15 protein-coding genes are annotated in these 17,093 nt (G+C 63.2%); 3 read left to right on the top strand and 12 right to left on the bottom strand.

Annotation, left to right across the window (positions count from 1 at the left end):
* Nucleotides 1-18 precede the first annotated feature (18 nt).
* From IAE33_RS03235 to IAE33_RS03205, 7 genes are all read right to left on the bottom strand, one after another.
* Nucleotides 19-195 carry a hypothetical protein gene (locus tag IAE33_RS03235; RefSeq protein WP_201162141.1) on the bottom strand — a complete coding sequence of 59 codons (177 nt, stop codon included), beginning with the start codon at nucleotides 193-195 and terminating at the stop codon, nucleotides 19-21.
* The gene (locus IAE33_RS03230) at nucleotides 192-1,304 is read right to left on the bottom strand and encodes a PepSY-associated TM helix domain-containing protein (RefSeq protein WP_201162139.1); all 1,113 of its coding nucleotides are present in this window, start codon (nucleotides 1,302-1,304) and stop codon (nucleotides 192-194) included. Before IAE33_RS03230 ends, IAE33_RS03235 begins: the two co-directional genes overlap by 4 nt.
* Before the next feature lie 56 nt (nucleotides 1,305-1,360).
* Complete coding sequence (locus IAE33_RS03225) at nucleotides 1,361-3,793, bottom strand: TonB-dependent siderophore receptor (protein ID WP_201162137.1); 2,433 nt, start codon at nucleotides 3,791-3,793, stop codon at nucleotides 1,361-1,363.
* Between the two features lie 108 nt (nucleotides 3,794-3,901).
* Nucleotides 3,902-4,858: a FecR domain-containing protein gene (locus IAE33_RS03220; protein WP_201162135.1), complete on the bottom strand. Its 957-nt coding sequence runs from the start codon at nucleotides 4,856-4,858 to the stop codon at nucleotides 3,902-3,904.
* Nucleotides 4,855-5,370, bottom strand: coding sequence for an RNA polymerase sigma factor (locus IAE33_RS03215; RefSeq protein WP_201162133.1), 516 nt, complete (start codon nucleotides 5,368-5,370; stop codon nucleotides 4,855-4,857). Before IAE33_RS03215 ends, IAE33_RS03220 begins: the two co-directional genes overlap by 4 nt.
* A 300-nt stretch (nucleotides 5,371-5,670) precedes the next feature.
* Nucleotides 5,671-6,384, bottom strand: coding sequence for a 3'-5' exonuclease (locus IAE33_RS03210; protein WP_201162131.1), 714 nt, complete (start codon nucleotides 6,382-6,384; stop codon nucleotides 5,671-5,673).
* Nucleotides 6,381-8,318, bottom strand: coding sequence for a DUF294 nucleotidyltransferase-like domain-containing protein (locus tag IAE33_RS03205; RefSeq protein ID WP_201162129.1), 1,938 nt, complete (start codon nucleotides 8,316-8,318; stop codon nucleotides 6,381-6,383). The genes IAE33_RS03210 and IAE33_RS03205 overlap by 4 nt, the downstream gene beginning before the upstream one ends.
* 213 nt (nucleotides 8,319-8,531) lie before the next feature.
* Between IAE33_RS03205 and IAE33_RS03200 the strand changes: the two genes are divergently transcribed.
* Entirely contained in the window at nucleotides 8,532-8,984 is a 453-nt protein-coding gene (locus IAE33_RS03200) for a response regulator (RefSeq protein ID WP_236406014.1), read from the top strand.
* Nucleotides 8,985-9,016: 32 nt separating this feature from the next.
* Here IAE33_RS03200 and IAE33_RS03195 read toward each other — a convergent pair whose 3' ends face one another.
* Nucleotides 9,017-11,197: a malate synthase G gene (locus IAE33_RS03195; protein WP_201162125.1), complete on the bottom strand. Its 2,181-nt coding sequence runs from the start codon at nucleotides 11,195-11,197 to the stop codon at nucleotides 9,017-9,019.
* Nucleotides 11,198-11,643: 446 nt separating this feature from the next.
* On the opposite strand from IAE33_RS03195, the gene IAE33_RS03190 reads away from it, so the two are divergent.
* Complete coding sequence (locus IAE33_RS03190; protein ID WP_201162124.1) at nucleotides 11,644-12,162, top strand: glycine cleavage system protein R; 519 nt, start codon at nucleotides 11,644-11,646, stop codon at nucleotides 12,160-12,162.
* 240 nt (nucleotides 12,163-12,402) lie between these two features.
* Here IAE33_RS03190 and rarD read toward each other — a convergent pair whose 3' ends face one another.
* The 4 genes from rarD to IAE33_RS03170 form a co-directional block, all read right to left on the bottom strand.
* The gene (rarD, locus tag IAE33_RS03185; protein WP_201162122.1) at nucleotides 12,403-13,290 is read right to left on the bottom strand and encodes an EamA family transporter RarD; all 888 of its coding nucleotides are present in this window, start codon (nucleotides 13,288-13,290) and stop codon (nucleotides 12,403-12,405) included.
* Nucleotides 13,291-13,353: 63 nt separating this feature from the next.
* Nucleotides 13,354-14,328 (bottom strand): serine/threonine protein kinase, encoded by a 975-nt coding sequence (locus IAE33_RS03180; RefSeq protein WP_201162120.1) that lies wholly within the window; start codon nucleotides 14,326-14,328, stop codon nucleotides 13,354-13,356.
* A gap of 102 nt (nucleotides 14,329-14,430) precedes the next feature.
* Complete coding sequence (locus IAE33_RS03175; RefSeq protein ID WP_028633659.1) at nucleotides 14,431-15,195, bottom strand: TOBE domain-containing protein; 765 nt, start codon at nucleotides 15,193-15,195, stop codon at nucleotides 14,431-14,433.
* Nucleotides 15,196-15,212: 17 nt separating this feature from the next.
* Nucleotides 15,213-15,944: a ComF family protein gene (locus tag IAE33_RS03170; RefSeq protein ID WP_201162118.1), complete on the bottom strand. Its 732-nt coding sequence runs from the start codon at nucleotides 15,942-15,944 to the stop codon at nucleotides 15,213-15,215.
* A gap of 89 nt (nucleotides 15,945-16,033) precedes the next feature.
* Between IAE33_RS03170 and bioB the strand changes: the two genes are divergently transcribed.
* The gene (gene bioB / locus IAE33_RS03165) at nucleotides 16,034-17,092 is read left to right on the top strand and encodes a biotin synthase BioB (RefSeq protein WP_201162116.1); all 1,059 of its coding nucleotides are present in this window, start codon (nucleotides 16,034-16,036) and stop codon (nucleotides 17,090-17,092) included.
* The last annotated feature ends 1 nt before the right edge of the window (nucleotide 17,093 follow it).

Below are 17,093 nucleotides of genomic sequence, written 5' to 3'. Positions count from 1 at the left end.
GCGCGTTACCCGGCTACCTCAACGTTTGCCAAGGCCGTATGCGCCCAGTACCGCCGGCAGGCCAAGGCCCAGCCAGGCCAGCATGTCCCATACGCCGTCACCGAGCAGCGCGGCGAACAGCCCCGCCGCGCCAAGTATCGCGATCAGCCCTGGCCAGGCGAAGATACGCCAGGTACTGCGTGAGCTGTGGCTCATGGTTTTTGCTCCCGCGCTCTACGCTGCTTGCCCCACCACAGGTACAGGCCACTGAGCAGTACCACGATGGTCAGGGTATCGAGTACCGCCCAGAGCACCTGCATGGGCCGCCCGCCGTAATCGCCGAAGTGCAGCGGCTGCGAGAGCCCCATGGCATCCATGTACCAGGGGCGCTCGCCAACGGCGGTCACCGCCAGGTTGCGGGCGTCGATCAGGACCGGGGTGAGCAGGTGCGACGTCAGGTGGCTGGCACCCTTCATGAATACGGCATAGTGGTGCTCGCTGGAAAAGCGCGTCCCAGGGAAGGCGATGAAGTCTGCCTGCATGCCGGGTGCAGCCTGCTCGGCAATGTGCAGCAGGTGACTGGCCGGCGCCCGCTCGGTCAGCGGCGGGGCATCACGGTAAGGCGCCACCATGGTCACCAGGCTGTCGTTGCGCCAGGCGGCGATCACCAGGTCGGACAGCGCGCTGATCACGCCCGTTACCCCGACCACCAAGGCCCAGGTCAACGTGACGATGCCAATCAGGTTGTGCAGGTCGAGCCAGCGCAGCCGGGTGGACTTGTCCCGGCGCACTGCCGCAAAGGGCAGCCGGCGCATGAACGGTGCGTACAGCACGGTGCCGGAGACGATCGCCACGATGAACAGCACACCCATGAAAGCGAGTAGCAGCTTGCCCGGCAGCCCGGCGAACATGTCCACGTGCAGGCGCAGCATGACCATCATGAACCCGCCATTGGCGGCGGGCATGGCCACGGCCTCGCCGGTGCGGGCGTCGAGCATGAAGGTGTGGGAGGCATTGGGCTCGGTGCCGGCCGTGGCGGCGGTAATGGCAACCACACCGTCGGGCTCGTCGGCATCGAAGCCGAAGTACTGCATGACTTCGCCCGGGCGGTGCCGCTCGGCCTTGAGTACCAACTGCTCCAGGTCCAGGTGTGGAGTACCCGCAGCCATCTGGCGCAGCTCGGGCGCATCGCCCAGCAGGTGTTCCAGTTCGTGGTGGAAGATCAGCGGCAGGCCGGTAATGGCCAGCAACAGCAGGAACACCGTGCACACCAGGCTGCTGTAAGTATGGACCGTCGACCAGCGGCGGATGGTTGGGCTTTTCATCGGGGTACCGGTTGGGGCGTTCAAGCTGGGGGGGCGCAACGCGGCCGCCCCGTTACTCAGAACTGGTAGGAAGCGCTGGCCACCACGCTGCGTTCGTCACCGTAGTAGCAGTAGTAGCTGTCGCAGGTCGACAGGTAGTCCTTGTTGAACAGGTTGGTGGCATTGACCGCAACCGACGCACCTTTGAGGCTGTTGGCAAGGCGGCCCAGGTCGTAATGCACGGAGGCATCGAACACGGTGTAGGCATTCGCCTTGCCCAGGTAGGTGTTGGCCTGGTCGCCATAGGTGTTGCCGGTGTAGCGCGCGCCCAAGCCGATGCCGAACCCATCGAGTACCCCTGCATGCCAGGTGTAGTCGCCCCATACCGATGCCTGCTGGTTGGGCATCAGTTGCAGGCGGTTACCTTTGTAGTCGCCTTTCTGGACATCAGATTTGGCCAGGGTATAGGTGGCGATCACCTTCAGGTTGTCGCTCACATCCGACACGGCTTCCAGTTCCAGGCCACGTACCTTCACTTCACCGGTCTGGCTGGTGAGGGTGATGCCGCCGACGGTGTTGGTTACTGACACGTTCTTCTGGGTCAGGTCGTACACAGCAGCAGAAAGCAGGGTGCTGGAGCCTGGCGGTTGATATTTCACCCCCAGCTCCCACTGCTTGCCTTCGGTAGGCTTGAACGACTCGGTAGGTGATGCCGTTGCGTTGAGGGTGGGCTGGAACGACTCGGCGTAGGACAGGTAAGGCACGAAGCCTGAGTCGAATACGTAGCTGAGCGCGGCGTTGCCGCTGAACTGCTTGTCCCGCTGGGTATGGGTGGCGTCGTCTTTATTGAAGAATTTGGTGCCCGTGTGCACCCAGTCTTCACGACCGCCCAGGGTCAGGCGCCAGTTGTCCAGTGCCATCTGATCCTGCAGGTACACGCCGGTTTGCCGGGTTTTCTGGTTGTAGTCATAGAACGCCGTGGAGCGGGGCGGGCGGGTGATGGGCAAGCCATACACCGGGTTGTTGACGTTGCTGTCCGGCACGTCAAAGCCGAAGATCGACAGGTAGTTGGTGTTGATTCGCTGGTGGTCCAGGCCTATCAGCAAGGTATGGCTGAGGGCGCCGGTGTTGAAGTCCGCCTGGAAATTGTTGTCCACCGCAAACTGGCTGATGTCTTCATCGGTGTTGGTGGACATCCGCCGAACGGTGCCATCGTCACTCACAGGCGGGTTCTCGCGGTTGTAGCTGCCGGGGGTGATGGTCTGGAACGCCAGGTCGGACTTGGTGTAGCGCACGTTCTGGCGGAACTGCCAAACGTCATTCAACCGGTGCTCGAAGGCATAGCCCAGCGCGTAGTAAGTACGGTCGTAGTATTCGTAGCCTGGGTCGCCCAGGTTCTTGTGGTGCGATACCTTGCCGAACGGCATGTCGATCTTGGTGCCTTGTACGGGCCGGAACTGGCTGGTGGCACCGGTATCGTCGCGGGTGAACTGGCTGAGCAGGGTCAGCGAGGTGTCTTCGTCGATGTTCCAGGTGAGGCTGGGCGCAATGTTGTAGCGCTTGTCATCGATATGATCGATGGGCGTACCGCCATCGCGAACTACACCGCTGATGCCGTAAAGCCATTGCCCTTGGTCGTCGATCTTGCCCGTGCTGGCAAAGTTGATCTGGCGATGGTTGTCGCTGCCATACTGCAACTCGATTTCATGACTGCTCTCGGCCTGCGGGCGACGGCTGACCATGTCCAGCAGGCCACCGGGCGGGGTCTGGCCATACAGTGATGAGGCCGGGCCGCGCAGCAGGGCCAGGCGGTCGAGGTTCCAGGTTTCTGCCTTTGGGTTGGCATACACGCCACGGGGCAATGGCAGGCCGTCGAGGAACTGGGTGGGTTCGAAGCCGCGCACGCGCATCCAGTCATAGCGCGTGTCACTGCCAAAGCTTGCCGAGACGATGCCCGGCATGTAACGCACCGCATCATCCAGGCTGTGAACGCCACGGTCTTTCATTTGCTCACGGGTGGCCACAGAGATGGAGCGGGGCACCTCGACCAGCGCAGTATCGGTCTTGGTGCCCGCCGCGGTGCGTTTTGCCACGTAACCTTCCACGGGGCCCCAGGCATTTTCGCTGACGCTGGCGGCATCCACGGTGGTGGCCGGCAGCGCCAGGCTGCCCTGTGCAACGGCTACCAGGCTGTAGCTGCCCACGCTGCTCTGCTGCAACTGCAGACCGCTGCCTTGCAGCGCGGCCTGCAGGGCGCCCAGGCCGTTGTACTGGCCATTGACCGGTGCCGACCTGCGGCCGCTGACCAGCGCCGGGTCGATGGCCAGGGCGATGCCGGCCTGGCTGGCGATCTGGTTCAGGGTAGCGGCCAGCGGCCCGCTCGGCAGCGCGTAGGCTCGGGTGTTGGCCTGCTCGGCGGCCAGCAAGGCGGGGCTTGCCAGGGGCGCGCTCACGGCGATGGCCAGGGCCATCAGGCTGGGGCGCAGGATACGATCGACAGCTCGGGACATGCAGCGGCTCCTAAACGGATAAGTGCTAACTGCTTCCTTGCCGGGCGAGGTTTGAAAAGTGACAGGGGTAGGGCAAAAAATAATGGGCCGGTGCAATGCCTGGCCAACTTACCGGGGTGTGACGTTGACCCACCAATGGGTATGTCGCTCGATTTTGACCGGTAGCGCGGGTACCAGTGACTCCAGCGCCAGGTCAGTATCGGCCAGCGGGAAGCTGCCGCTTACCCGCAGGTCGGCGACCTTGTCGTCCACGCCCAGGTAGCCGCTGCGGTACCGCCCCAGGGTGGCCAACAAGTCGGCCAGGCGCATGTCTTCCACCACCAGCATGCCGCGGGTCCAAGCATCTGCGCCGGGCGCCACGGCGCCGATCTGGCCCAGGCCATTGGCGTTCATCAGCACCTGCTGGCCCTCGCTCAGCACCTGCTCATCGCCGCTGTTGGAGGGCCGGGCGCCTACCGAGGCCTGCAACACCTCCAGGCGCGTGCCTTCGGTCTCCCGGCGTACCAGAAAACGCGTGCCCAGTGGCCGCAGGCGGCCGTCATCGGTGCGTACCAGCAGTGGGCGCGGGTCTTCATGGCCGGTCTCGATGGAGATTTCACCCTGATGCAGCACGATTACCCGCTGCTGGCCTTGGTAATTGATATCCACGGCGGTGTGGGTATTGAGGCTGAGCATGGTGCCGTCTTCCAGGCGCAGGGTACGCAACTCGCCGGTGGCGGTGCGTTGGTCTGCCAGCCAGTAGCTCGGCGCCAGTGAGGGCGCGCCCACCCACGCCAGCAAGGAACCGAGCAGGAACAGGCCTGCCACCCCCCCGCCAAGCTTGCTGACACGCTGGCGCAAACCTGCCCGTGATTGCAGCAGGGCCTGGCGTGCCGGGCCTGCGGCCGCGCTGACGCGGGTATCCAGGGCCGCAAGCTGGCGCCAGGCACGGGCATGTTCATCGCTAGCGGCGTGCCAGCGCATGAAGGCACTGCGCTCATCCGGGGCTGTGCCAATGTCGTCCAGGCTGAGCTTCCAGGCGATGGCGGCCTCCAGCACCTTGGCCGATACCGGTGCGTTGTTCACGTGGGTTCCCCATACAGGGCCACGTAGCACTGGCGCATGCCCTGGGCGATGTACTGGCGCACCCGGGATACCGATACCCCGAGGCGTTCGGCGATTTCGGCGTGGCCCATGCCGTCGAGGCGGTTGTGCAGGAAGGCGGTGCGGGCCTTGCTGGACAGCTTGCCCAGCAGGCGGTCGATGGCTTTGAGGTCTTCGAGGATGAGGTGCTGCACCTGGGGCGAGGGATGTTCGGCAGGGGGCAGCTGCGCAAGCTCGGCCAGGTAGGCTTGCTCCAGGGCAGCGCGGCGGAAGTGATCGAACATCAGGCCCTTGGCCACCGCAGCCAAGAACGCCCGTGGCTCACGCGGGGCTTGCAACTGCTCACGGCCGAGCAGGCGCACGAAAGTGTCCTGGCTGAGGTCTTCGGCGCGTTGGCGGCAGGCCATGCTGCGTTGCAGCCAGGCGAGCAGCCAGCCGCGATGGTCGCGGTACAACGCACCGACCAGATCGGCGTGTGGGCTCTGAGCAGGCAAGCAGCGTCCCCCCTGGAACGTATGCACTAACTAACGATAACTATTCGCGATTGTTACAGAGGCGCGGGGGGATGTGCAATGCACGGTCATCGGGTACCCAGCCTTTAGGTTTGCGATGCCGCGCAATTGATTTATTTCGCAAGCAGGCCACATCAACCCGCTCCCACAGTGATTGCGCCAGCTTTGAGATCTTGTGGCAGACAGTTGCTCACACAGTGATTGCGTCAACTTTGAGACCTTGTGGAAGACAGTTACTCCCCAGGACCCTGCTACGGTGCCGTCTGTCGTGATTCGCAGGCGCTATATACCGTGGGTATGGGTAGTGCGCCGGCGCCAGCCACGCAGCCGTTGTTCCAGCTGTAGTGGGCTGTCCAGTTGCTGGCGCCTGGCCTGGCTGAACAGGATCAGGGCCAGCTCCGCCGTCACCTGGGCGTCGGCACTGGCATGATGGCGCTCCTGCACCTGCAGGCCAAAGCGCGCTACCCAGTCGTCCAGCCCGGCCTCGCGCAGCACCGTGTCAGGGTTCAGCATCGGGGCAATTTCTGCCACGTCCATGAAGGGTACCTGCAGGCGGTGGCCCAAGCTCTGTTTGAGCGCTCGCGCCAGCATGCGCTGGTCGAAGGGGGCATGAAACGCCAGCACCGGGCTGTCGCCGATAAATTCCAGCAGGTCGAGCAAGGCTTCCGCCGGGTCGCAACCTGCCGCGAGGGCATCGGGCCCCAGGCCATGGATCAGCACGCTGGCGTTGGTCTTCTGCTCGGGCCGGTGCAGGGTACGCTCGAACTGCTGCGCGAAGTCCAGCGCGCCGTCTTCGATGGCAACCGCACCCATCGACAGCACTTGGTCGCGGTGGGTATTCAGGCCGCTGGTTTCCAGGTCCAGCACCACCCAGCGCTGCTCACGCAGGGTGCATACCCCCAGGGCCGCAGGCTTGGGCAGCCGGGCCAGACGCTGGCGGGCCAGGGGGTGCAGTTGCGGTGCCGCACTGGGGCGGAGCCAGGTAAACAGGCTCACAGCTGGTACCGCAACGCCAGGCTGCTTTGCAGGCGCTGGGCCTGGCGCAGGGACTCGCGCAAAATGCGCCGGTCCAGGTGGTTCAGGCTGTCCGGGTCCAGGCGGTTGGAGTACGCCAGGTTGTCCCGCGCCTGCCGCTGGTGTTGCTGCATGCGGGTTTGCTGGATGAAGTGGTAGGCCTCCTCATAGGCCGCGCCGTCCAGTGGCTCGATAATGCCCTTGGCCACCAGTTGGCGAATCCGCTCGAGGGTATTGCACGCCCCCACGCCATTGGCCAGCGCCAGCAGCCGGGCACCGTCGACGAAGGGGGTGAGACCCTGCACCTTGAGGTCGAGGGTGGCGGCCTTGTCGTTGCCCTGGCGGGTCAGCACGAAATCACGCAAACGGCCAACGGGCGGGCGCTGGCGAAGTGCATTGTCTGCCAGCATGCGCTGGAAGATGCGGTTGTCGGCCACCTGCTCCAGCAAGCCCTGGCGCAGTTGCTCGCAGCCCTGTTCGTCGCCCCACACCACGCGCAGGTCGAAATAGATGCTTGAGCCCAGCAGGTTCTCCGGGCTGGCCTCACGCACGAACCCCGCAAAGCGCCGTGCCCATTCGCTACGTGACAGGCACAATTCGGGGTTGCCGGCCATTACGTTGCCTTTGCACAGGGTGAAACCGCACTGGGCCAGGCACTGGTTGATGTACTGCGCCAATGGCAGCAGGCGGGCACGGATGGCGTCGGCGGCGGCACTGTCGGTGGCTTCGAACAGGATGCCGTTGTCCTGGTCGGTATGCAGTGTCTGCTCGCGGCGGCCCTCGCTGCCAAAGCACAGCCAGCTGAAGGCGACCCCGGGGTCGCCACGCTCGGCCAGTGCCAGCTCGATCACCCGGCACACGGTATGGTCGTTGAGCAGGGTGATAATTTGGGTAATCTGCATGGACGAAGCGCCGTGTGCCAGCATGCGCTCCACCAGCTGGCTGATTTCGCCACGCAGCGAAACCAGGCTTTCCAGGCGCGGGGCATGGCGAATGGTGCGGGCCAGGTGCACCAGGTCGACCCGTTGCAGCGAGAACAGGTCACGCTCCGACACCACACCACACAGCCGCTGGTTGTACACCAGGCACACATGGGCGATATGCCGCTCGGTCATCGCCATGGCGGCGTCGAAGGCGCTGGCCTGTGGGCTCAGATAGAACGGCTTGGCGGTCATGTTGCGCTCGATCGGCGCGTTCAGGTCGGCATCGGCCGCCGCCACCACCTGGCGCAGGTCGCGCAGGGTGAAGATGCCGGTTGGGTAACGCTGCTCGTCCACCACCACGATGCTGCCCACCTGCTGTTCGTGCATCAGCTGCACGGCCTCGCGCAGCGGGGTATCGGGGCTGCATACCACCGGGTGGCGCATGGCGAGCTCGCCCAGCGGGGTGTTCAGTGAATACTGAGTACCCAAGGTTTCCACGGCACGCTGGCGCACTTGCTGGTTGACCTGGTCGAGCAGGCTGCTGACCCCACGCAAGGCAAAATCGCGGAATACCCCGGACATCGAAAACACGCGGATGAACGCTGCCTTGTTCAGTTGCAGGCAGAAGGTGTCATCACCGGCCAGGTGTTCGGTACGGGTGGCCCGTTCGCCCAGCAGGGCCGCCAGTGGGAAGCATTCGCCGCTGGTGATCTCGAAGGTGGTTTCGACGCCAGGTTTCACCCGGTGCTGGCGCTCACCGACCACGCGCCCTTGTTTGACGATGTAGAAGTGCTCCACCGGGCCGTCGGCGGGTTTGATGATGCTCTCGCCGCTGGCATAGAAGCGCAGCTGGCACTGTTCCACCAGATAGGCCAGATGGCTGTGTTCCATCTGGTTGAACGGTGCGAAGCGCTGCAAGAACTGCAAGGTGCCCTGAATGTTCTGCAACACCGCCGTTCTGCCCGCCTGGTTGTAGGCGTCCTTTTTGCTCATCGACCTGACCGTATCGCTACGCCGAACTATATATATCTATATATAGGTGCCGGCTTTGTTGTTTTCAGTCTCCATGGTCGGGCCGCAGGGCGATGGTGCCCATTGGACGTAAGTCTATGGGCTGCCCCTGTCAAAGATCCGACGAAAGGCCAAACGGGTGGCGAATGTTCTGCGGTCTTACCACTGAAGCGAAAATTTTTTGACGAGACGACCATGACCGAGCATACCGATATCCTGAGCGACGCGGAGCGCGAGGCATTGGCAGCCGTGACATCACCCCCGCCGTTGCGGCCTGTGGTGCTGGTCGTCGATGACAACCCCGTCAACAGTGAGGCCTTGGGTTATTTCCTGAAAAGCCGTGGTATCGATTGCATGACCGCCGACGGTGCCAAGGAGGCGCTGTGGAAGCTGCATTGGGAGCCGCGCATCGCCCTGATGATTACCGACTTGCGCATGCAGCCCGAAGATGGCCTGGAGCTGATCCGCAAAGTGCGCATGATCCCGGACTCAGGGCGGGCTGCGCTGTCGATCATCGTGGTATCGGGCGATACCGACGTCAAAGAAGCGGTGGATGTGATGCACCTGGGGGTCGTGGACTTTCTGCTGAAGCCGGTGGACCTGGACAAGCTGCTGGAGTTGGTGAGGCGGGAGCTTAAGCTGCAGTAGAAAATGGGGGCTGCAAAGCAGCCCCCAAGCACTCAATTGAGGCCATTACGGGCCTTGAACTCACGGCGACGGCGGTGCAGCACCGGCTCGGTATAGCCGTTGGGCTGCTTGCCCCCTTCTACTACCAGCTCCACGGCAGCCTGGAACGCCACGTTGTCGTCGAAGTTGGGCGCCATTGGCCGGTACAGCGGGTCGTTGGCGTTTTGCTTGTCGACGACCACGGCCATGCGCTTGAGGCTTTCCAACACCTGCGCCTGGCTGACCACGCCATGGCGTAGCCAGTTGGCCAGCAACTGGGCAGAAATGCGCAGGGTGGCGCGGTCTTCCATCAGGCCGACGTTGTTGATGTCCGGCACTTTCGAGCAACCCACACCCTGGTCGATCCAGCGAACCACGTAGCCAAGAATGCCTTGGGCATTGTTGTCCAGCTCGTTGCGGATTTCCTCGGCCGACCAGTTGGTGTCTGCGGCCAGCGGGATGGCCAGGATATCGTCAACCGAAGCCGGGGTGCGCGAGGCCAGTTCGCGCTGGCGGGCCTGCACGTCCACCTTGTGGTAGTGCAGGGCGTGCAGGGTGGCAGCGGTAGGCGAGGGCACCCAGGCGGTGTTGGCGCCGGCCAGTGGGTGGGCGATTTTCTGCTCGAGCATGGCGGCCATCAGGTCGGGCATGGCCCACATGCCTTTGCCAATTTGCGCGCGCCCTTGCAGGCCGGTGGCCAGGCCCACGTCAACGTTGTTGTTCTCGTAGGCGCCGATCCATTTCTCGTTCTTCATGGCGCCCTTGCGCACTACTGCGCCGGCCTCCATCGAGGTGTGGATTTCATCGCCGGTGCGGTCGAGGAAGCCGGTGTTGATGAACACCACACGCTCGGCAGCCGCCTTGATGCACGACTTGAGGTTGACCGTGGTGCGGCGCTCTTCGTCCATGATGCCGACCTTGACAGTGTTGCGCGGCATGCCCAGCAGGTCTTCGACCTGGCTGAAGATTTCGGCGGCGAAGGCGACTTCTTCAGGGCCGTGCATCTTCGGTTTGACGATGTACACGCTGCCGGTGCGGGTGTTCTTGCGGCTGCTGCTGCCGTTGAGGTTGTGCAGCGCCATCAGGTTGGTGAACAGACCGTCCTGAATGCCCTCTGGCACCTCGTTGCCCTGGGCGTCGAGGATGGCCGGATTGGTCATCAGGTGGCCCACGTTGCGCACGAACAACAGCGAACGGCCATGCAGGGTCACGCTGCCGCCGTTAGGCGCTGCGTACTCGCGGTCCGGGTTCATGGTGCGGGTGAAGGTCTTGCCACCCTTGCTGACGCTTTCGGCTAGGTCACCTTTCATCAGGCCCAGCCAATTGCGGTAGACGATGACTTTGTCATCGGCGTCCACGGCGGCGACCGAGTCTTCGCAGTCCATGATGGTGGTCAGTGCCGATTCCATCAGGATGTCTTTGACACCGGCCGCATCGGTGCTGCCAACCGGCGTGCTGGCGTCGATTTGGATTTCGAAATGCAGGCCGTTGTGCTTGAGCAGCACGGCAGTGGGGGCGGCGGCGTCGCCATGGAAGCCGACCAGTTGTGCGTCGTTGCGCAGGCCGCTGTTGCTGCCGCCTTTCAAGGCGACTACCAACTTGCCGGCCTCGATACGGTAGGCGGTGGACTCTACGTGTGAGCCGGCCGCCAATGGCGCTGCTTCGTCCAGGAAGGCCCGCGCGAAGGCGATGACCTTGTCGCCGCGCACCTTGTTGTAGCCCTGACCCTTTTCAGCGCCGCCTTCGTCACTGATGGCATCTGTGCCATAGAGCGCATCGTACAGCGACCCCCAACGGGCGTTGGCGGCGTTCAGTGCGAAACGGGCGTTCATGACCGGCACCACCAGTTGTGGCCCGGCCATGTGGGCGATTTCTTCGTCCACGTTCTGTGTAGTGGCCTGGAAATCGTCGGCTTGTGGCAGCAGGTAACCGATTTCTTGCAGGAAGGCCTTATAGGCTGCGGCGTCGTGGGCCTGGCCTGTGCGCGCCTGGTGCCAGGCGTCGATCTTGGCTTGCAGCTCGTCGCGCTTGGCGAGCAGGGCTTTGTTCTTTGGAGCGAGGTCATTGATGATCTTTTCTGCACCTGCCCAGAATTGCTCGGCGACGATGCCGGTCCCGGGAATGGCTTCGTTGTTCACGAAGTCGTGCAGGACCTTGGCGACCTGAAGGCCACCGACTTGAACGTATCCAGTCATTGCTTGCCTCACTCTGCTCAGCTATTTCGCTCTTCTGTATTAAGCCTGTAGCGCTTCATTAAGCACAGCACCAGTGCATGCGCCCGGGCGGGCCCGAACACGGCTGGGTGCGGCCTGCCCTAACAAACGGCAGGCAACGTGCCTGCTTCACAGGCGCCTCGGCAGACATCCACACGACGTTTTGTAGTCCGCGCCACGGGATACTACATGAAGCAGCACACGGGGCAACATCAGACTAAAAGCGCCTTTGTGCGACCCATTGGTCGCGCAGGGTCACGTTGGGAAGCGGTATGTTCGCAAGAAAACGTGTGATTGTTCCAGATAAATCTAAAAACAGTACACGATTTATATCCAGGATTGCCCTGCGGCAGGTTGCCGCGCCTTGCCTATACTGAACCGGTGCGGGTTTCCAGCCGCCTTGCGCAGACTCACAGGAGGAACGACGCGTGGACCATCTTGTACTCACTGTAATTGCTCCCGACAAGGCCGGGCAGGTGGAGCGCATTGCCCAATGCATTGCCGACCACCGTGGCAACTGGTTGGAAAGCAGCATGTCGCGCATGGCTGGGCAGTTTGCCGGCATTCTGCGTGTCGCCGTGCCTGCAGATCACTATGAAGCGCTGGTGCAGGGCCTGGAGGGGCTTACGAGCCATGGCATACGGGTGCTGATCGCGCAGAGCGGCGCCGATGCTGCCAGTTCGTCCAAACCTATCGCCATGGAGTTGGTGGGCAATGATCGGCCTGGGATTGTGCGCGACATTACCCGCCTGCTGGCCGAGTTGAAGGTCAACGTGGAGCGCTTCACCACCGAGGTGCGGCCGGCGCCCATGAGCAGTGAGCCGCTGTTCCATGCCAATGCGCTGCTGGCGCTGCCACTGGATGTGCCACTTGATGCATTGCAACAGCGCCTGGAGAGCCTGGCGGATGACCTGATGGTCGAACTGGAGGTCCGTGCGCAGGACTGATACGCAGGCATGCCCGATCAGCGTCTGGGTTATCCCGGTTTAACGGGGAAGGCCCTGTGGATATCCTGGGGCTATTCGCCTCCAGCCCAGCTGCTGCAAGCCTTCCAGAGGTTTGGTCAAAAAACGCTCAGGCATTGACGGGTTGTGCACAAACGGCGGGGACGAGGGTGTGGATAACCTCTGGAGATGTCTCTGCAGGCCTTGCAGGGCTTGGCCTGCAGAGATCAGGTCGTTTTTTGATCAGTTGCGCTTGCGCAGATTCCACCAGGCATCAACGCTGTAAATCGCCAGGCCTGCCCAGATGAACATGAACGCCACCAACGTGCTGGATGACAACTGCTCGTTGAACAGCAGCACTGCTTGCAGCAGCACCAGGGTGGGCGCCAGGTATTGCAGGAAGCCCAGGGTGGTGTAGGGCAGGTGCCGTGCAGCAGCGTTGAAGCACACCAGGGGCACCAGCGTAACCGGGCCGGCTGCCATCAGCCACAAGGCTTCGGTGCTGATGTAGAACGTACCTTGCGCGCTCATCGCGGTGGGGTGCAGCAGCAGCCAGCCCAGGGCCAGTGGTACCAGCATCCAGGTCTCCACCACAAGCCCAGGCAGGGCCGCAACGGGTGCCTGTTTGCGGATGAGCCCATAGAAGCCGAACGTGAGTGCCAGCGCCAGCGACACCCAGGGCAGGCTGCCTACTTGCCACACCTGCTGTGCCACGCCCAATGCTGCCATGGCCACGGCCAGCCACTGCAGGCGCCGCAAACGCTCGCCTAGAATGAGCATGCCCAGCAGCACATTGATCAACGGGTTGATGTAGTAGCCCAGGCTGGCCTCGAGCATGCGGCCGTTGTTAACCGACCACACATAGGTCAGCCAGTTGGCCGCGATCAACGTGCCACTCAAGGCCAGAATGGCAAGCCTGCGTGGGTTTTGCCACAGCGCTTGCCACCAGCCTGGGTGCTTCCATACCAGCAGCAGCAACGAACCGAACAGGGCGGACCAGAGCACCCGGTGGACGATGATCTCCACCGCCGGCACGCTCTGGATGGCCTTGAAGTAAAGGGGGAACAGGCCCCAGATGATGTAGGCACTGAGGCCCAACAGATACCCGCGACGCGGGTTTGCAGCGTGCATGCAGAGTCCTTGCTCAGGTCACTAATAAAACAGTGCGTATTGTAGACAGCCCAGGCCCTGCTTCTAGAACAATTTAAGAGGGGCTTCATCCAGCGCTGCCATCTGTTCGCGCAGTGCGAGTATCTGGTCGCCCCAATAACGGGGCTGGCCGAACCAGGGGAAGCTGAGCGGGAACGCCGGGTCATCCCAGCGCCGTGCCAGCCAGGCGCTGTAGTGCAGTTGGCGCAGCGCCCGCAAGGGTTCGATCAGTGCCAGTTCGCGCGGCGCGAAGTCATGGAATTCGTTGTAGCCATCGATGAGTTCGGCCAGTTGCCCCAGACGTTCCTCACGGCTGCCCGCCAACATCATCCACAGGTCCTGCACCGCCGGCCCCATGCGGCAGTCGTCCAGGTCGACCACGTGGTACACCTCGTCCCGGTGCATCAGGTTGCCGGGGTGCAGGTCACCGTGCAGGCGAATGAGCGAGTGCGAGGTGCGGGCATAGATGTCTTCGACCCGCTTGAGCACGTCACGGGCCACGGACTCGAAGGCGGGTAGCAGCTCCCTCGGGACAAAACCGCCTTGCAGCAGGGTTTCGAGCGAGGCATGGCCGAAGTTGTCCACAGCCAGCGCCTCGCGGTGTTCGAAGGGTCTGGTGGCGCTGACCGCATGCAGCCGCCCCAGCAATTGGCCCAAGCGGTAAAGCTGGTCCGCGTTGCCCGGCTCTGGCGCATGACCACCGCGGCGCGGGAACAGGGCAAAGCGAAAACCCTGGTGTTCGAACAGCGTACGGCCTGCGTGCTGAAGTGGCGCCACGACCGGCACCTCATGTTCGGCAAGCTCCGCAGTGAAGCCATGTTCTTCGAGGATGGCCTCATTGCTCCAGCGCCCGGGGCGGTAGAACTTGGCGATCAGAGGTTGTTCACCTTCGATGCCCACCTGATACACGCGGTTCTCGTAGCTGTTGAGTGCCAGCACGCGGGCGTCGCTCAGAAAGCCGAGGCTTTCGACGGCGTCCAGCACCAGGTCGGGTGTCAGGGTAGCGAAGGGGTGAGACATGGTGACTCCGGGGGTGAACGATACGGCATGGTAACGCGTTCTACGGGTGCCGGCCTGTTCGCGGCTGAACCTGCGCCCACAGGTTGGACAAGGCCGGCCCAGCTATGCCGCAATCCCGATCAACACATAGGACGGGTGAAACTGCACCCGAACCGCGCTGCCAGCCTGCACCTGCTGCTCGGCCAACCAGTCAGCCTCGGCAATGGCACACAGCGTTTGCCCATTTCCCAGTGCCAGCCGGACCTCGCTGGGCCCGTCACCTTCTGCCAGTACTTCTTCCACGGTGGCGTTCAAGCAATTGCTGCCAGGCTCCGCTTCTTGCGCCTGCGCCAGCAGCTTCACCCAGCCAGCCTTCAGCAGTGCTACCACCACCGCTCCCAGCGTCAACTCCAGCCGCTCAGTGCTGTCATGGGTAATGAGTGCGTCGATTTCCAGCCCCCCGCCCAAGGCCAGGCTGACCCGGTCGTGTCGGCCCTCCCGGCGCAGCCCGCTGACCTGGCCCTGTAACTGGTTGCGCGCACTGGTGCGCAACATCAGGCGGCCAAGCAGGCCGAGGTCGCTGGATTCTTCAGCGGCCTCGAGTATTTGTGTTTGCAGCGCCTGCAGCCGTTGGTACAGGCGCAGTACCCGCTCGCCTTCTGCAGACAACCTGGCACCGCCCCCGCCGCGGCCGCCGGTACTGCGCTCCACCAACGGCCTGCTGGCCAGGTTGTTGAGCTCGTCGATGGCGTCCCAGGCGGCCTTGTAGCTGATGCCGGCCGCCTTGGCGGCGCGGGTGATGGAGCCCTGTTCGGCAACATGCTGCAGCAGCGCGATACGCTGCGGGCGATGGGCAATATGCTGGGTGAGAGATGTTGGCAGGGGCATGGGCGGTCCACGGTTGATCATGCATACCCAGGTTTTGGGGTGCGTGCCAGGCAATATACATCGACACGCTGCGCGCCGGCCTTGCGCAACACCTGGGCAATGGCCTGGGCGGTGGCCCCGGTGGTCATCACGTCATCGATGATTGCCACATGCAAGCCCCGCACCTCACCCGACAGGCAGAACACCTGGCGCAGATTGCGCCACCTGGCCTTGGCGTCCAGCTGCTGCTGGGCGGGGGTGTGACGGCTGCGGGTAAGCAAGCGCTCGTCGAAGCGCACCGACAGCTGCGCCGACAGCCAACGCGCCAGCATCGCCGCCTGGTTGAAACCTCGCTCGCGCAGCCGGCGCCTGGCCAGGGGCACTGGCAGCAACAGGTGTGGGCGCGGCAGCCCCTCTGCAAACTGATGCAGCAGAGCCTGCCCCAGCTGCTCGGCCATCAGGCGCCCCATGGGCCACTGGCGGTTGTGCTTGAAGCGGCTGATCAGGGTGTCGATCGGAAAGCCGAAGGCCCAAGGCGCTACGACCTGATCGAAGGCAGGGGGCCGACGGCTGCACTGGCCGCAGGTCATGCCGGCCATGGGCAACGGCAGCGCGCAGCGCAGGCAGTGGTCCCCCAGCCAGGGCAGCTGTTGCTCACACGCCATGCACAGCGGATAAGCCTGCCGCGCCGGGCCATCGCACAGCAGGCATGTTTGATTATTAAATAACCACTTGTAAACCAGTCTTCTGATGCGTGGTTGACAGTTCATAGGCCTTCCATGACTATGCGAGCTATCCGTGATCCGCTGGCGGGCGTTCTTGTCCCGGCACCAGCTACAGCCTAAACAAGGAAACGCCGATGAGCGCCAGCACAACTGCAACAACACGTCACGACTGGTCCCTGGCCGAGGTCAGGGCGCTGTTCCAGCAGCCTTTCAATGATTTGCTGTTCCAGGCGCAGACCGTGCACCGCGCGCATTTCGACCCTAATCGCGTGCAGGTTTCCACGCTGCTGTCGATCAAGACCGGCGCTTGCCCGGAGGATTGCAAATATTGCCCACAGTCCGGGCACTACAACACCGGGCTGGAAAAACAGAAGCTGATGGAAGTGCAGAAGGTGCTGGAGGAAGCTGCCCGCGCCAAGGCCATCGGTTCGACGCGCTTCTGCATGGGCGCCGCCTGGAAACACCCCTCTGCCAAGGACATGCCCTACGTGCTGGAGATGGTCAAAGGGGTGAAAGCCATGGGCCTGGAAACCTGCATGACCCTGGGCAAGCTTGACCAGGAGCAAACGCAGGCACTGGCCCAGGCCGGGCTGGACTACTACAACCATAACCTCGACACGTCTCCGGAGTTCTACGGCAGCATCATCACCACCCGTACCTATGGTGAGCGCCTGGAGACCCTGGCCTACGTGCGCGATGCCGGCATGAAGATCTGTTCCGGTGGCATTCTGGGCATGGGCGAGTCGCTGGACGACCGCGCCGGCCTGCTGATTCAGCTGGCCAACCTGCCTGAACACCCCGAGTCGGTGCCGATCAACATGCTGGTGAAGGTTGCCGGCACGCCGCTGGCCGAAGAAGAGGACGTGGACCCCTTCGACTTCATCCGCATGCTGGCCGTAGCCCGTATTCTGATGCCCAAGTCCCATGTGCGCCTTTCCGCCGGGCGCGAACAGATGAACGAGCAGATGCAGGCCCTGGCCTTCATGGCGGGTGCCAACTCCATCTTCTATGGCGAGAAACTGCTGACCACTGCCAACCCGCAGGCTGACAAGGACATGCAACTGTTCGCGCGCCTGGGCATCAAGCCCGAAGCCCGTGAAGAGCATGCCGACGAAGTGCACCAGGCCGCCATCGAACAGGCGCTGGTGGAGCAGCGCAGCAGCGAGATGTTCTACGACGCAGCATCGGCCTGAC

This window comes from Pseudomonas sp. S60 (assembly GCF_016647865.1).
In the GTDB taxonomy this organism is placed as follows: Bacteria; Pseudomonadota; Gammaproteobacteria; order Pseudomonadales; family Pseudomonadaceae; genus Aquipseudomonas; species Aquipseudomonas parafulva.
The sequence above is the reverse complement of the archived record's forward strand: the minus strand, read 5'-3'. Positions and strand labels throughout refer to the sequence as shown.

Coding starts and splice junctions, on each gene's coding strand:
- IAE33_RS03230 (WP_201162139.1), bottom strand. CDS start 1,304: ATGAAAAGCCCAACCATCCGCCGCTGGTCGACGGTCCATACTTACAGC.
- rarD (WP_201162122.1), bottom strand. CDS start 13,290: ATGCACGCTGCAAACCCGCGTCGCGGGTATCTGTTGGGCCTCAGTGCC.
- IAE33_RS03235 (WP_201162141.1), bottom strand. CDS start 195: ATGAGCCACAGCTCACGCAGTACCTGGCGTATCTTCGCCTGGCCAGGG.
- IAE33_RS03180 (WP_201162120.1), bottom strand. CDS start 14,328: ATGTCTCACCCCTTCGCTACCCTGACACCCGACCTGGTGCTGGACGCC.
- IAE33_RS03195 (WP_201162125.1), bottom strand. CDS start 11,197: ATGACTGGATACGTTCAAGTCGGTGGCCTTCAGGTCGCCAAGGTCCTG.
- IAE33_RS03205 (WP_201162129.1), bottom strand. CDS start 8,318: ATGAGCAAAAAGGACGCCTACAACCAGGCGGGCAGAACGGCGGTGTTG.
- IAE33_RS03170 (WP_201162118.1), bottom strand. CDS start 15,944: ATGAACTGTCAACCACGCATCAGAAGACTGGTTTACAAGTGGTTATTT.
- IAE33_RS03200 (WP_236406014.1), top strand. CDS start 8,532: ATGACCGAGCATACCGATATCCTGAGCGACGCGGAGCGCGAGGCATTG.
- IAE33_RS03175 (WP_028633659.1), bottom strand. CDS start 15,195: ATGCCCCTGCCAACATCTCTCACCCAGCATATTGCCCATCGCCCGCAG.
- bioB (WP_201162116.1), top strand. CDS start 16,034: ATGAGCGCCAGCACAACTGCAACAACACGTCACGACTGGTCCCTGGCC.
- IAE33_RS03225 (WP_201162137.1), bottom strand. CDS start 3,793: ATGTCCCGAGCTGTCGATCGTATCCTGCGCCCCAGCCTGATGGCCCTG.